This window comes from Huijunlia imazamoxiresistens (assembly GCF_037132455.1).
In the GTDB taxonomy this organism is placed as follows: Bacteria; Bacteroidota; Bacteroidia; order Chitinophagales; family Chitinophagaceae; genus Flavisolibacter; species Flavisolibacter imazamoxiresistens.
Map to the genome: position 1 here is coordinate 346,703 of NZ_JBBBEI010000002.1, position 15,692 is coordinate 362,394.

The 15,692-nt window shown below is 56.4% G+C and carries 11 protein-coding genes; 9 read left to right on the top strand and 2 right to left on the bottom strand.

Features of this window, described 5'->3' with window-relative positions; genetic code table 11:
* Positions 1-8: 8 nt before the first annotated feature.
* The gene (locus V9K67_RS03285) at positions 9-701 is read left to right on the top strand and encodes a dienelactone hydrolase family protein (RefSeq protein WP_336720068.1); all 693 of its coding nucleotides are present in this window, start codon (positions 9-11) and stop codon (positions 699-701) included.
* Between the two features lie 176 nt (positions 702-877).
* A complete protein-coding gene (locus V9K67_RS03290) occupies positions 878-1,819 on the top strand; it encodes a hydrogen peroxide-inducible genes activator (RefSeq protein ID WP_336720069.1) in 942 nt (313 codons plus the stop codon).
* A gap of 88 nt (positions 1,820-1,907) precedes the next feature.
* Here the strand turns inward: V9K67_RS03290 and V9K67_RS03295 are convergent, their stop codons facing one another.
* On the bottom strand, positions 1,908-3,878 hold the full coding sequence (locus tag V9K67_RS03295) for a KUP/HAK/KT family potassium transporter (protein WP_336720070.1): 1,971 nt from the start codon (positions 3,876-3,878) through the stop codon (positions 1,908-1,910).
* Positions 3,879-4,146: 268 nt separating this feature from the next.
* Between V9K67_RS03295 and V9K67_RS03300 the strand changes: the two genes are divergently transcribed.
* The 5 genes from V9K67_RS03300 (at position 4,147) to V9K67_RS03320 (ending at position 10,013) form a co-directional block, all read left to right on the top strand.
* Positions 4,147-5,673, top strand: a complete 1,527-nt coding sequence (locus V9K67_RS03300) for a hypothetical protein (RefSeq protein WP_336720071.1) — start codon at positions 4,147-4,149, stop codon at positions 5,671-5,673.
* Positions 5,674-5,682: 9 nt separating this feature from the next.
* Positions 5,683-6,672: a hypothetical protein gene (locus V9K67_RS03305; RefSeq protein WP_336720072.1), complete on the top strand. Its 990-nt coding sequence runs from the start codon at positions 5,683-5,685 to the stop codon at positions 6,670-6,672.
* Between the two features lie 135 nt (positions 6,673-6,807).
* Complete coding sequence (purQ, locus tag V9K67_RS03310) at positions 6,808-7,482, top strand: phosphoribosylformylglycinamidine synthase subunit PurQ (RefSeq protein ID WP_336720074.1); 675 nt, start codon at positions 6,808-6,810, stop codon at positions 7,480-7,482.
* A gap of 67 nt (positions 7,483-7,549) precedes the next feature.
* Positions 7,550-8,005: a protein-disulfide reductase DsbD domain-containing protein gene (locus V9K67_RS03315; RefSeq protein WP_336720077.1), complete on the top strand. Its 456-nt coding sequence runs from the start codon at positions 7,550-7,552 to the stop codon at positions 8,003-8,005.
* 67 nt (positions 8,006-8,072) lie between these two features.
* Positions 8,073-10,013 (top strand): protein-disulfide reductase DsbD family protein, encoded by a 1,941-nt coding sequence (locus V9K67_RS03320; RefSeq protein WP_336720079.1) that lies wholly within the window; start codon positions 8,073-8,075, stop codon positions 10,011-10,013.
* Between the two features lie 730 nt (positions 10,014-10,743).
* Here the strand turns inward: V9K67_RS03320 and V9K67_RS03325 are convergent.
* On the bottom strand, positions 10,744-11,325 hold the full coding sequence (locus tag V9K67_RS03325) for an RNA polymerase sigma factor (RefSeq protein WP_336720081.1): 582 nt from the start codon (positions 11,323-11,325) through the stop codon (positions 10,744-10,746).
* A gap of 241 nt (positions 11,326-11,566) precedes the next feature.
* Here V9K67_RS03325 and uvrA point away from each other — a divergent pair, with 241 nt between their 5' ends.
* On the top strand, positions 11,567-14,428 hold the full coding sequence (uvrA, locus tag V9K67_RS03330) for an excinuclease ABC subunit UvrA (RefSeq protein ID WP_336720084.1): 2,862 nt from the start codon (positions 11,567-11,569) through the stop codon (positions 14,426-14,428).
* 169 nt (positions 14,429-14,597) lie between these two features.
* A complete protein-coding gene (locus V9K67_RS03335; protein ID WP_336720085.1) occupies positions 14,598-15,539 on the top strand; it encodes a hypothetical protein in 942 nt (313 codons plus the stop codon).
* The last annotated feature ends 153 nt before the right edge of the window (positions 15,540-15,692 follow it).

Sequence of the window (15,692 nt, forward strand, 5' to 3'; positions counted from 1 at the left end):
CGGAGCTCATGGCCGTGATTGGAGGCGGCGCCCGTAAAGATTACCTTAGTGTAAAGTTTTTTCATATGAGCCGGCACTACCACAAAGAAGTCCAGATACCCCTGGGCGACGTGCTGCTGGAAGGAGAGCTGATCCTTCCGGACGGGGCGCAGGCCCTCGTCCTGTTTTCGCACGGCAGCGGCAGCAGCCGCTTCAGTCCCCGCAACCAACTGGTGGCCCGCCGCCTGCACGACCAACAGATCGGCACCCTGCTGTTTGACCTCCTGAGCCGGGAGGAGGATCGGACCTACCGGACCCGCTTCGATATCGGCCTGCTGACCCAACGCCTGGTAGGCGTTACCCAATGGCTCGAAGGGCAGGCGGAAGCCGGCGGACTGCGGTTCGGCTATTTCGGGGCCAGCACCGGTGCGGCCTCGGCCCTGAAGGCGGCCGCCGCCCTGCCCCGTACGGGCGCTATGGTATCGAGGGGCGGCCGGCCCGACCTAGCCCTGGACGACCTGGAAAAAGTGGCCGCCCCCACCTTGCTGATCGTTGGCAGCCTGGATACCGAAGTGATCCGCCTGAACCGCGACGCCTACCGCCACCTGCACTGCACCAAAGAACTGCTGATCATCGAAGGCGCCACCCACCTGTTCGAAGAGCCGGGCACCCTCGACCAGGTGGCGGGGGCGACGGCGGGCTGGTTCCGGGAATACCTTTAGAAGTTTACGGGTTCACGAGTTGGGGGGAAGTTCCTGAGTTCCTATGTTCCTGAGTTCCTGGGTTAGGAGGCCCGGTTCATTAAGGATGGTCTCATTACCAAATTCATATAAATTGAGGGAAATCATGTGACGGGTCAAATTGAATCAGTTTATTTGTCCGAAAATTCGGAGAGGACATGACGCTGACCCAACTGGAATATGTTATTGCCGTGGACAATGCCCGCCATTTTGCCCGGGCGGCGGAACAATGCTATGTGACCCAGCCCACCCTGAGCATGCAGATCCAGAAACTGGAAGAAGAGCTGGAGGTGAAGATCTTCGACCGCAGCAAGCAGCCCGTGGTACCTACCGAGGCCGGCGAGGCCATCATCGCCCAGGCCCGCAAGGCCGTGGCCGAATGCGGCGCCATCTTCGAGGTGGTGCAGGCCCAGAAGGGTATCCTGCACGGGCAGCTGGCCCTGGGCATTATCCCCACCCTGGCCCCCTACCTGCTGCCGCTCTTCCTGCCCTCCTTTACCAAGAAATACCCCAACGTCAAGCTGGTGGTCAACGAGCTGACCACGGAAATGATCATCAACCGCCTGCGCGAAGGCCGGATCGATGCCGGTCTGCTGGTGACGCCCCTGCTGGAACCGGGCATCAAGGAGGACTTGCTGTTTTACGAGGAGCTGATCGCCTATGTGTCGCAGAGCAATGCGGCTTATAAAAAGAATTATGTGCTGGCCAACGATATCGATCCCGACAAGCTGTGGCTGCTGGAGGAGGGCCATTGTTTCCGCTCACAGATCGTCAACCTCTGCGAGCTGCGCAGGCGGAGCAAGGAAAGCTCCCATTTCGAGTACGAGGCGGGCAGCATCGAAACCCTCAGGCGCCTGGTGGAGACCAATGACGGCATCACTATTATCCCCGAGCTGGCCACCCTCGACATGACCGCCCGCCAGCAAAAGCACCTGCGCTACTTCAAGGCGCCCGCCCCGGTGCGCGAAGTGAGCATCGTCACCCACCGCGACTTCGTCAAGCAGCGCATCATCCAGGCCCTCCGCCAGGAGGTCATCGCCTCCATCCCCCTCAAAATGGAGAAAAATAAAAAGCGGATGATCGTTCCGATCAACCTTTAAAAAGTTCCTGAGTTTCTGAGTTGTTTGAAGGGAACAGGCTATCCCCATCAAAAGAACGCAGGAACTTAGGAACTCAGAAACTCAGGAACTACTCCAGTCTCTTCAACTTTAAGTTGGTAACAGGCGCAACGATCAGCGGGAACTTTTCGACCGTTACGTTGCTGACGTCCAGGCCGAAGCCGCGCTCTTCCGACAGGCTGAGCTCTTTCAGCCAGAAATACACCTTCATGATCAGGCGCTCGGATATAGGCAGGTCGTTGTCCTGGCTCAGGTACTTTTCCATGACGATAAAGGAAAAATCGCCCACGATGTTGCTGCGCTCCAGGCTTTCGTAGCGGCTGGTGATGTTGACCTCTTTGTTGGCCACCAGGTCCTCCACCACTTTGCGGAACATGAGGTTGATGCGGGGCTCGATGCGGAAGCCCAGGCGGAACTCCACGCGGATGATGTCGTTGGGAATGATGTGGTCGACCTTGTACTCGGCCGTATAGGGGTCGTCCAGCGTGTCCACGTGGATGAACCAGTAGATATCGGCCCGCTTGGGCTTCTTGTTCAGGATCGAGTAGATGATCTTGTGCTCGATTTCCTTGGGGTTGTCGGCCGAGGTCAGGTACACCAGGTGGGTGGCGTACTTGGGCACCGAGCGGTCGTTGCTCAGCTCCTGGATCTTGGGAATGTAGTGGTCGAGCCGTACAAACTCCACGTAGCGGTTCTTGATCTTGCGGCTTTTAAACCAGATGAACATGATCAGGAACAGGGCGCCGCCCACCACCAGGGTAACGTAGCCGCCGTGCGGGAATTTTTCGAGGTTGGCAAAGAGGAAGCTCAGCTCAATGGTGAGGTACACGATCAGGTACAGCCAGATCAGGGCCGGCTTCACCCGCCGCGACACCAGGAAGTTGGCAAACAGGATGGAGGTGGCGATCATGCAGAGCGTGATGGCCAGGCCGTAGGCCGCTTCCATGTTGGTGGATTTTTTGAAATACAGCACGATGCCGATACAGCCGACGAACAGCAGGTTGTTGATGCCCGGGATAAACAGTTGTCCCCGTTCTTCGGTAGGGTACACGATCTTCATCTTGGGCCAGAGGTTCAGGCGCATGGCCTCGCTGATGAGGGTGAACGAACCCGAGATCAGCGCCTGGCTGGCGATGATGGCCGCCGCCGTGGCGATGGCGATGCCGGGAAGGCGGAACCATTCGGGCATGATGCCGTAAAAGGGGTTGAAGCCGGCAGTCTCGATCATCTCGGCGGTGATCACCTGGCCGCCGTAATGGCTCATCAGCCAGGCGCCCTGGCCCAGGTAGTTCAGGATCAGGCAGGATTTTACAAAGATCCAGGAGGCCTGGATATTGCTCCGCCCGCAGTGGCCCAGGTCGGAATACAGGGCTTCGGCCCCCGTCGTACACAGGAACACGCCCCCCAGGATGTAAAAGCCGTTGGGATAGGTGAGCAGCAGCTTAATGCCGTAATAGGGATTGAAGGCTTTGAAAATATGGTAGTCGTCGTGCAGGTGCACCAGTCCCAGTACGGCCAGCATAAAGAACCAGACCGACATGATGGGGCCGAAAAACCGGCCGATAGAGGCGGTGCCGAACTGCTGCACGAAAAACAGCATGCTGATGATGCCGATGACGAGGTACACGATGGTCCATTCCCCTATATTGTTGATGAAGGGCACCTGCCGCAGGCCCTCCACCGCCGACGTTACGGTCATGGGAGGGGTGATCATGCCGTCGGCAATGAGCGAGGCCCCGCCGATCATGGCCGGGATCACCAGCCACTTCCGCTGCCGGCGCACCAGGGCATACAGGGAGAAAATGCCGCCTTCCCCCCGGTTGTCGGCCCTAAGGGTCAGCACTACGTATTTTATGGTGGTTTGAAGGGTCAGCGTCCAGATGATGCAGGATAAGGTGCCCACTATAAGCTCTTCGGAAATTACTTTGCCTTTTGTGATGGCGTTCAGTACATAAAGAGGGGAGGTGCCAATGTCGCCGAAAATTATTCCCAGCGCAACCAATAAGCCGGCTGTCGTAACTCTGTTAAGTGGAATTCTCACTTTAAGCCATTTGTTTTTGACCAATACAAGAGTGCAAAAGTAGGTCTTAAATCTATTGTTAAAAGTAGGTCCGGAAACTTTCTTCTTCGCCTGACAGGGTACTAACGGATTGAAAAATAAGTTTATAAGAAAGGGCCTTGGCCGCCCTTTGGAAAACTTTTAACAAACCGTAGCCGTGGAAAATGAATTTTTTAACCAACGAAGGGGGAAAAAAATAAGTCTTATACGGGTACAAAAACTATTTTTAATGCTTAAACCGTCAGATGATATGATGTCCTTCAGGTGCCTTTTGTTTTTGGTGTGCTTTCTGGGAACGGGTACGGCTTTCGCGCAACGGATCGTTTATTCCGAGCCCGACCGCGGCGACAGCCGCCGGATGAATTTCGAAGTCATTGGCAAGATCTCCGGCAACTTCCTGGTATATAAGAACGTCAGCAACAAGAACTATATCTCCCTTTACGACAACGATATGAACCAGGTGGAGCGGGTGGAGCAAACCTATATCCCCGGCGACCGGCTCATTAACATCGACTTTTTCGCTTACCCCGATTTCGTGTACCTGGTGTACCAGTACCAGAAGCGGAATGTGGTGTATTGCGAGGCCATGAAGGTGAACGGGGCGGGCAAACGGATGTCCGAGGTGATTACCCTCGATACTACCCATATCGGCTTTGCCGCCAACAACAAGATCTACTCCTCCGTCGCCAGCGAGGATAAAAGCAAGATCCTGGTGTTCAAGATCAACTCCCGCAACCGCTCCAACTACGTGGTTACCACCCTGCTGTTCGACGAGGCCCTGGCCCTGAAGAAGCGCAGCGTGCTGAATATGCCCATGGACGACAGCCGCGACGACCACCTGAACAACTTCTTTGTAGATAATGAGGGCGATGCGGTGTTTACCAAGTTCTCCCGTACGGCCAACGACGCCGTTTCGAAGGCCCAGATGGTGTGGAAGCCCGCCCAGGCCGATTCCTTTACCACCGTGGACGTGCCCCTGGACAAGATCTACCTCGACGAGCTGCATATTAAAGTGGACAATGCCAACAAGCGCTATTTCCTGACCTCCTTTTACTACAAGCAGCGCCGCGGCAACATCGACGGCTTCTATTTCTATACCTGGGACAAGCAAACCCGCTCCCAGGCCATGCAGAATACCATCGCCCTGAGCGAGGAGCTGCGCAACGAGGCCCGCGGCGATGCCGGTATGAAATCGGCTTTTAACGACTATTTCATCCGCAACATTATCGTCAAAAGGGACGGCGGCTTTATCATCGGCAGCGAAGCGTACTATACCACCTCCCGTTATAACAACTGGAACCGCTGGAACTACATGTACGGCATGCCTTATTATAATACGTTCGATTATTATTCGTTCTACCCCTCCTACGGCAGCTGGTGGTACCGCAACCAGTATTATAATAACCAGGCGGTGCGCCACCATGCCGACAACATCACCATCCTGTCCTTCGACAATACCGGCAAGCTGCAGTGGAGCGACGTGATCCACAAGCAGCAGTTCGACGACGAGGCCGGCGACCAGATCTCCTACCAGATCGTCAATACCGGGGGGCAGATCCATTTTATCTTCAACCTGGAGGACAAGCGCACCCTGTTGCTGAACGACTACGTGCTGTCGCCCGACGGACAGATCAACCGGAACCCTACCCTGAAAAACCTGGACAAAGGCTACGAGTTCCTGACCAAGTACGGCAAGCAGGTAAGCAGCAAACAAATTATCATTCCATGTTACTACCGCAATTACATTTGCTTTGCAAAAATTGATTTTAACCAATAGCATTGACGTGTGATTGCACTGTTTAAACAAAAGTCCCCTGCCAATATCATACTGCTGCTGATTTTCGGGATGCTGATCAAGCTGCCGGTATTTTTTACTGCCCGCAACATCGTGGCCACCGACCAGGACGGTAAGCTGTATCATTATTTCCTGTCGCTTTTTGCCGGCGGGGGCGGCAATGGCTTTACCTGCGCCTTCATTGCCTTTTTGCTGTTGTACAGCCAGGCCATGATGGTCAATTACCTCGTCAACGAGCAGCGCATGACTACCCGGCAAACCTTTTTGCCGGCCATGTCGTACCTGCTGATCACCTCCCTGCTGCCGGAATGGAACATCCTGTCGGCCCCGCTGGTGGCGGCCACGCTGATCATCTGGGCCTTTATCCGCCTGTTCCGGCTCTATAACCTGCCCATTGCCAACGGCCCGGTCTTTAACCTGGGGCTGCTGATGGGCATCAGTTCCTTTATCTATTTTCCTTCGGCCGCCTTTGCCTGCTGCATGATCCTGGGGCTGCTGATCCTGCGGCCGTTCCGGGTCAACGACCTCATCCTGCTGGTGCTGGGGGTGCTGACACCTTATTATTTCTATGCCGTGTACCTGTTCCTGTCCGACCGGCTGCTGCTGGAAAACCTCTTTCCGCAGGTGCGGTTGCAGGTGCCGGCGCTGAAGCGGACGGTCTGGCTGACCGTCAGCGCGGTGCTGCTGGCCGTTCCCTTTTTCCTGGGCGGCTACTATGTGCAGGTGCACCTGCGCAAAATGCTGATCCAGGTGCGGAAGAACTGGGCCCTGCTGCTGCTGTACCTGCTGCTGGCCCTGCTGGTACCTTTTATCAACACCGAAAACTCGTTTCACAACTGGGTGCTGGTGGCGGCGCCCTTTGCGGCCTTCCATGCCAGCGCCTACCTGTACCCCCAGCGGCGGCACCTGCCCACCCTCCTGTTCGCCCTCACCCTTTGCTATATCCTGTACCAGCAGTATGGCACCACGATGTGGCGGTAGGAGGGAATTGGTTAATGGGTTAATTAGGAGCGGGCCGCCGCCGGATTCCGAATATCCGAATTAACCAATTAACTAATATCCGAATGAACCAATTCCTGAATCCAATTCCTATCTTTGCCGCCTCAATTTTTATTTATGAAATTCGGCGTTGTTGTTTTTCCGGGTTCCAACTGCGACAGGGATATCCATGAGGCCCTGCAGAACGACCTGCACCAGGAGTCTAAAATGTTGTGGCATAAGGACAGTGACCTGTCGGAATTTACCACCGAGGACTGTATCGTTCTTCCCGGCGGTTTTTCCTACGGCGATTACCTGCGTACCGGTGCCATTGCCCGCTTCAGTCCCATCATGCAAAGCATTATCGAGTTTGCAAAGAGCGGCGGAAAGGTGCTGGGCATCTGTAACGGTTTCCAGATCCTGTGCGAGTCGCACCTGCTGCCCGGCGCCCTGCTGCGCAACGAACACCAGAAGTTCCTGTGCAAGAACGTGTTCCTGAAGGATGCCGAAAGCAACGTTTATAAGATCCCCGTGGCCCACGGCGAAGGCCGCTACTATGCCGACGAAGCCACCCTGCGCGGCCTGAAGGCCAATAACCAGGTGCTGTTTACCTATTGCGACGAGAAAGGAAACGAGACCGGCGAAAGCAACCCCAACGGCTCCGTGAACAATATTGCCGGTATCTGCAACTTCGAGCGGAACGTGATCGGCATGATGCCGCACCCCGAACGGGCCTGCTCTACCGCCCTGGGCAATACCGACGGTCGCAAGATCTTCGAATTGCTCTACCCGCTGGTACAACAGCTGGCATAAGCGGACCGGGCTACTTTAACAGCGCATAAAGTATATTTCCTGGAAATTTGTTTTCTAAACTCCCTTTATGAAGAAGGCTCTGTTCCTGATCCTGTTTGCAGCTATTGCCGGCTTTGCTTTTGCCCAGGCGCCCAACCCGGTTTCCTGGTCCTTCAGCAGTAAGAAACTCAGTGAATCGGTTTACGAAGTGCACCTGGTGGCCAACATCCAGCCGGGCTGGCACCTGTACTCGCAAAACCAGCCGCAGGACGCCATCGCCCTGCCGACGGCCTTCAACTTTAACAAGCACCCCCTGCTGACCTTCGACGGTACGGTAAAGGAGCTGGGAAAGCTGGAGAAATTCAAGGACGATAAGCTGGGCATTTCGGCCAACCAGTTCAGCCAGAAGGTGGATTTCGTGCAAAAGGTGAAAATCAAGGGCAAGGTGAAGACCAACGTTACCGGGAAGCTGGAATACCAGACCTGCGACGATAAAAAATGCCTGCCGCCCAAGACGGTCAACTTTACCATCGCATTGAGTTAAGCTTCGGATTACAGATATTGCAAACGAGTTCTTTCAGAACTCGTTTGTCGTTTTAACAGGTGAATATATGACGCATAGACTACGGGGCGGCCTTTTTTTGGCGTTCCTCCTGGCCACCCTCTTTTCCTGGGCGCAGAACAGTGCCGCCCCTTTTAAATGGACCGTCCGCGGTAAGAAGCTCTCGGAAAACCAGTTCGAACTGGCTTTTTCCACACCGGCGGCATCCGGCTGGCAGCTGTATGCCCCCACCCAGCTGCTGGGCGACGTGCCGGCGGCCGAACTGCAGTTTGCCGACTCCGCCATCCGGCTGGTCCGCACCTTTGGCGATTCGGGCACCGTGCAAACCGTGCCCAGCACGGTCTTCGGTAGCCCGGTAAAAGTGTACCGGGGCGCCGCCACCTGGCGGCAGACCGTGCAGATCAGCGGTACCGTGCCGGCCACCCTGCAGGGCACGCTCCTGTATACCTATGGCCGCGCCGACGAACTCTACCCCTCCACGGCCTACGAGTTTTCCGTGCCCCTGGAGGGCGGCACCGCCGCCGCCACCCGCATCCTGATTCCCACTATCGACATCAAAAACCCGGTCGCCCCCTGCGGCGACGACGATACGGCCGGCAAAAGCCTGGCGGGCATTTTTTTGCTGGGATTTGCCGGCGGCCTGATCGCCCTGATCACGCCCTGCGTCTTCCCGCTGATCCCGCTGACGGTCTCCTTCTTTACCAAGCGGTCAGGCTCGCGGAGCAAGGGCCTGCGCAATGCTGCCCTCTATGGCCTGTCCATCTTCCTGATCTACGTGGTCCTCAGCCTGCCCTTCCATATCGTGGACCAGGCCAACCCCGAGGTGCTGAACAACATTTCCACCAACATCTGGCTGAACCTGGCCTTTTTCGTGGTTTTTATCTTCTTTGCCCTTTCGTTCTTCGGCTTTTACGAGATCGGGCTGCCGGGCGGCTTTGCCAGCAAGATCGACGCCCGGGCCGGCCTGTCCGACTTCTGGGGCATTTTCTTTATGGCCCTTACCCTGGCTATTGTTTCGTTTTCCTGCACGGGTCCCATCCTGGGCTCGCTGCTGGCCGGTGCGCTCACCAACAACGGCGGGGCGGTGCAACTGAGCTTCGGCATGGGCGGCTTCGGCCTGGGCCTAGCCCTGCCCTTTGCGCTCTTTGCCCTGTTCCCGGGCTGGCTGCAATCGCTGCCCCGCTCCGGCGGCTGGCTGCATACCGTCAAGGTGGTGCTGGGCTTTTTGGAGCTGGCCCTGGCGGTGAAGTTCCTGTCCAATGCCGACCTGGTGAAACAGTGGGGCCTGCTGAAGCGGGAAGTATTTATCGGCATCTGGGTCCTTATCGGCATTGCCATCGTGCTGTACCTGCTGGGCGTCATCCGCTTTGCGCACGACCAGAAGAAGCCGGTAAGTCCGAGAAGGTGGGTGCTGATCGGCCTGTTCGCTGCCCTGACGCTTTACCTGGTTCCGGGTGTGACCAACACCCGGGCGGCCAACCTGCGGCTGATCAGCGGTTTTCCGCCCCCGCTTTGCTACAGCGTGTACCCACACCCGGTCAACTGCGAGCGGAGCGTGGAGCCCCTGCGCGACTACGACGAGGCGCTGAAAAAGGCGCGGGAGCTGGGCAAGCCGCTCCTGATTGATTTTACGGGCTGGGCCTGCGTCAACTGCCGCCGCATGGAGGAAAAGGTGTGGACCGACCCCGACGTGATCCGCATGATGAAGGAGGAGTTTGTGCTGGTGTCGCTGTACGTGGACGAACGGCAGAAGCTGCCGCTGGCGCAGCAGGTGCAATACACCACCAAGACCGGGATGGAGAAGTCGATCGTGACCATCGGCGATAAATGGGCTACCTTCCAGTCGGAAAACTTCAATGCCGTGTCGCAGCCGCAATATGCCATCATCAGTCCCGAGGAAAAGGCCCTGACGAAAACCAAGGCCTATACGCCCAGCGCCAATGAGTTCGCTGATTGGCTCCGCTGTGGGCTCGGCGCTTTTAAGAAGTAAGTGCATCAAAGCAGGAGTTTACGAGTTCACGGGTTCGTTGGGAAGTGGATAAGTTAGGAAGTAGGGGAGTAGTCGTTGCTTTAGACCCAGCCAGGAAGCCCGCAGGGCTTCACTGTGAATAGCCCCGGGTGCAAACCCGGGGAACAGCGGTCATCCATCAAGACAACCCCAACGGGGTTGATTGTGGGACCGGCAGCCAGGTGGCAGTTCCCCATTAAAAAGGATTTTCGAAGTATCCTCCCGAATAGAAAGTCGTTGCCCATCGACCAAGGCACAATCAACCCCGCAGGGGTTGCCCTCACGGACGAACGTCGTCCCCCGGGTTTGTACCCGGGGCTATTCATAGTGAAGCCCTCCGGGCTTCCTGTTTCGACGGTGGTTAGGGGGAGAAGCGGCTCAGGCCGTTTTCCTTACCTCGCACTTCTCACTTTGTACCTCGTACCTTCTTCTTATTAAGACATTCCCTTAAAATAAAAACGTCCTGTTCGCTTGAACAGGACGTTTTTAATTGGGCGTCATTCTCATTCAGCCTTCCGCCAGGTACGCGGCATAGCGGCTATTAAGTTAAGCGGTCAGAGAAAGAGAATGACTATACGTTATCCATCGGACGGGGTTGATGCCAGTCTTCCGGGAGGTTTCGGGTGGTTACTTCAATGGGTGATGGGTTAGGACTTGGACGGTTGTGAATGGTTTGGACCGGGCCTGTCGCGGCTGCCGGGCGGTTTATGGGTCAGAGGGCGATCTGTTTTTGCGCCATCATTTTCCGCAGGTTGATCAGGCCGTAGCGCATCCTGCCCAGGGCGGTATTGATGCTGCAGTGGGTGAGGGCGGCGATCTCCTTAAAGCTCATGTCGGCGTAATGGCGCAGGATGATCACTTCGCGCTGGTCTTCGGGAAGCTGGTTCAGCATGTCCTTGACGCGGTTGTGGCTTTGCTTCTTGATCATCTTGTCTTCGGCGCTTTCTTCGGTAAAGTTCAGCACCTCGAAGATGTCCTGGTCTTCGCTGTTCTTGATCATGGGGGTGCGCTTCACCTTGCGGAAGTGGTCCACGCACAGGTTGTGGGCGATCCGCATGGCCCAGGGAAGGAATTTGCCTTCTTCCGTGTAGCGGCCGCTGCGTACCGTGTCGATGATCCGGATGAATACGTCCTGGAAAATGTCCTCGGCCAGGTATTTATCCTTGACCAGGAACAGGATGGAGGTGAATAACTTGTCCTTGTGCCGTAATACCAGGGCCTCCAGGGCATAAACGTTCCCGGCTACAAACAGGTTGATCAACTCGTGATCGGTTAGTTTAGAAAATGAGGTCATAAACTCCTACAAGTTTAGAGTGGTGGAATGGATGTCAGTAAATCTAAATTCGAGTAGAAGTTGGAGCTATAGGCGTGGAGTTTTTGGTTCGGTTTGGAAAGAAAGATTATTGGGGTAAAAGTAATTCCGTTTTGTGATATTTACAATTTTTTTTGCTTTTGTACTCAACCTTTTTTTTAAAGGTATGTTAATCTGTTAGTTGTTAACACAAGCCCCTCGTTACCTTTGCCGCGGAGTTCTAATGAAAGAAAAAACAGCTATCCAACAAGCGCCGGCAAACAGCCTGCATTCCGGTGAACCGATCTTCATTAAAGGCGCAAGAGTTCATAACCTCAAAAACATCGACGTTTCCATTCCCCGCAACAAGCTCGTTGTGGTGACCGGTGTGTCCGGCTCGGGAAAATCGTCGCTTACCATAGATACCCTTTACGCCGAAGGCCAGCGGCGCTACGCAGAAAGCCTTAGTGCCTACGTGCGCCAGTTCCTCAACCGCATGGACAAGCCCGATGTGGACTACATCAAGGGCCTGGCGCCGGCTATCGCCATCGAACAGAAAGTCATCACCCGCACGCCCCGGAGTACCGTGGGCAGCATGACCGAAATTTACGATTACCTGCGCCTGCTGTTTGCCCGCGTAGGGAAGACCATCTCCCCGGTTTCGGGCCGTGTCGTAAAGAAGGACGATGTAAAGGACGTAGTGGATGCATTGCACACCTTAAAAAAAGGCAGCAAAGTTTATATTCTTACCGCCTTCAAACAATCGCACCACCGCGACGTCCGCGAGGAGCTGAATATCCTGATGCAGAAAGGGTTTTCGCGCATCTACGTCTCGGCCCTTTCGCGCACCCAGGCCGAAACGCCCGTCCAGGACAGTGCTACCTACCGCATTGAGGAACTGCTGCAGGACGGCAGCCCCGATTTTGCCTCCGCTTTTGAGTTCCCCCAGAACGTGTACGTGCTCATCGACCGTGTCGTGGCCAAGGACTTCGACGAGGACGACCTGCACCGCCTGTCCGATTCGGCCGGGACCGCTTTTTACGAGGGCGAGGGCGACGTATATATTGAAGTGGACGGCGAAAAGCTGCTGCACTTCAACAACCGCTTCGAACTGGACGGCATGACCTTCGAAGAGCCGGTACCCAACCTTTTTTCCTTCAACAACCCCTTTGGCGCCTGCCCGGTCTGCGAAGGCTTCTCCATGGTGCTGGGCATCGACGAGGACCTGGTGATCCCCGATAAACGGCTAAGCGTATACGAAGGGGCCGTAGCTCCCTGGAAAGGCGAGAAGCTGGGCCAGTGGAAGGAGGATTTTGTCAGGGCCGCCCGCAAGTTCGACTTCCCCGTGCATAAGCCCATAATGGACCTGACCAAAGAGCAGTATCATACCCTCTGGAAAGGCAACCAGTTTGTCAACGGCATCGACGACTTTTTCAAAGAGGTGGAGGCCAACCTGTACAAAGTGCAGTACCGGGTGCTCCTGAGCCGTTACCGCGGCCGCACCACCTGCACCGCCTGCGAGGGCTACCGCCTGCGCAAGGAGGCCCTGTACGTGAAGGTCGCCGGTCGCCATATCGGTGAGCTGAGCGACATGCCGGTGAAGGACCTGAAGGTGTGGTTCGACGGGGCCGTAACGAATTTTTCCGACTACGATCAAACCGTGGCCAAAAGGGTGGTGCTCGAGATCCAGAACCGTATCAACACCCTGCTGAACGTGGGCCTGGGCTACCTCACCCTGAACCGCCTGGCCAATTCGCTCAGCGGCGGCGAAAGCCAGCGCATCCAGCTGACCCGCAGCCTGGGCAGCAACCTCACCAACTCGCTCTATATCCTCGACGAGCCCTCCATCGGCCTGCACTCCCGCGATACCCAAAACCTTATCCGCGTGCTGAAAGAGCTGCGCGACCTGGGCAACACCGTGGTGGTGGTGGAGCACGACGAGATGATGATGCGCGAGGCCGACTACATTATCGACATGGGCCCGCTGGCCTCCCACCTGGGCGGCGAAGTGGTGGCCGCCGGCGACTACGACGGCATCATCAACGATCCCGACAGCCTGACCGGCAAGTACCTCAAGGGCGAGCTGCAGATTGAAGCCCCCGAGAAAATACGCCCCTGGACCGAGGCGATCCGCGTGGAGGAAGCCCGCCAGCACAACCTCAAAAATATTACCGTCGACTTCCCGCTGAACGTGCTCTGCGTGGTTAGTGGCCCCAGCGGCAGCGGCAAGACCACCCTGGTCAAGCATATCCTGTACCCGGCACTCCGCAAGCTGCAGGGCGAGGCGGCCGAGAAGGTGGGCATACACAAGGCCGTTACCGGCAACGTGGAATCCATTACCGCCGTGGAGATGGTGGACCAGAACCCCATCGGCAAATCCTCCCGCAGCAACCCGGTGACCTATGTAAAGGCCTGGGACACCATCCGCGACCTGTTTGCGGCCCAGCCCCTGAGCAAGATGCGGGGTTTTCAACCCAAACATTTTTCGTTTAACGTCGATGGCGGCCGCTGCGACGCCTGCAAGGGCGAGGGCGAAAAGATCGTGGAGATGCAGTTCCTCGCCGACGTGCACCTGACCTGCGAGGCCTGCGGCGGCAAGCGCTTCAAGGAAGAAGTGCTGGAAGTGCACTACCGCGAGCAGAACGTATATGATGTGCTGGAGATGAGCGTGGACCAGGCCCTGGAATTCTTTAAGGATGAAAAAGCGATTGTCAATGCCATCAAGCCGCTGAGCGAGGTGGGCCTGGGCTATGTGAAGCTGGGGCAGTCGTCCGATACGCTGTCCGGTGGCGAGGCCCAGCGGGTAAAGCTGGCGTCCTTCCTGGGCAAGGGCAAGGCCGCCGGCCGGGTGCTGTTCATTTTCGATGAGCCGACCACCGGCCTGCACTTCCACGACATCAAAAAGTTGCTGGCGTCTTTCCAGGCCCTCATTGCCCAGGGCCATTCCATCCTGGTGATCGAGCACAATACCGACGTGATCCGCAGCGCCGACTGGGTGATTGACCTGGGTCCCGAAGCCGGGGCCGACGGCGGCCACCTGGTGTATGCCGGCAAGCCCGAAGGACTGAAGAAGGTGGCCGAAAGCCATACGGGCCGTTTCCTGTAGAAAGCGGTTGCCGTCCGTATAACAAACCTGGCAGGTTTTAAAAGTCTGCCAGGTTTTTTGCGTTTGGCCCGGGGCGAACCTGAAAAAGATGGCGGAAGTTTTCCTAAAATGTTGTAGCTTAATAAGAAGGCACGAACCGTACAGGTTTTTACCCGTTAAACTCCTGGTTATGGGCTGGATCGTTCGTTTTCAAAAGTGGCTGGGCGCCCTGTTTCTGGCTTCGATCTCCGCGATCGTCACCATTATGTGGCCGGACATCCGGGACTGGCTTCGCCCTCCGACACATGTATACACGGCCACCTTCACCAACGGCCGGGTACTGTTGCAAAATACCCCGGTAACCATCAGCAGCGAAAAAAGTGGTAAGGGGAACTATTCCCTCACCACCGATATAAGGGCCCGGCTGACCATCGCCCTTCCCAAGGGGGACTACCGGGGCCAGGTGAACTATAATGGAACCGCCTACCCGTTTACGTTTTCCATTGACAAAGCCGACCTGACCGACCAGGTCGATATCGGGAGCAGCACTGCCATGGTTCATGGGGCAGGAGACAGCATAGGTGCACCACCGGGTGCTCCACCGGGTTTGCCCGAAGCTCCATCGAAGTTTTCCCCTGCTGCCGATAAAAGCCCGGAGCAACTGGCGCCACTCAACCCTTCCCAAATGGATGTCGGCCAGGGCAGCGTGCCCTCGCCCACCCAAACCGGCATCCCGCCCGCCGATCCCGGCCAGATGAGCCCGGCCACCCGGTCCTTTCCCGAAACCGGTACTGCTGCCGCCACCCTGTCCGCTGCCCAGGTGTTGAATGACGTGCAGGTGCACGTACGCCGCGACCCCGGCGATCTATATGGGCAGCAAACCGCTTATCACTACTACCTGACCGGCAGTAAGGCATCGCTCGATGCCATCCAAACGGCCTATTACAAACGCAACCACAACACCTTCGACGAATACCCGGGCGCCGGGGCTAAACAGTCCACCGACCGCTCCAGCAACTTCGATTTCAAGGCATACCAGTGGGGCTCTATCCGCAGTGCCTACCTGTCCGTTACGCTGCACAGCGGCGAGACCTCCCCGCGGGTACTGAAAACCCTGAATTACGACAATTAATCCCTGGCACGGTGATGCCTTGCGGCCGGGCGGCAAGCAGCTGGTTGCGAACGGCTTCCCTGCTTCTGAAATCCTAGTATAAAAATTATTAATAAATTTTCTTCATAATTAATAAAAAGGTGAATATCTTGCAGGCCGAATGAAATGCAGCGC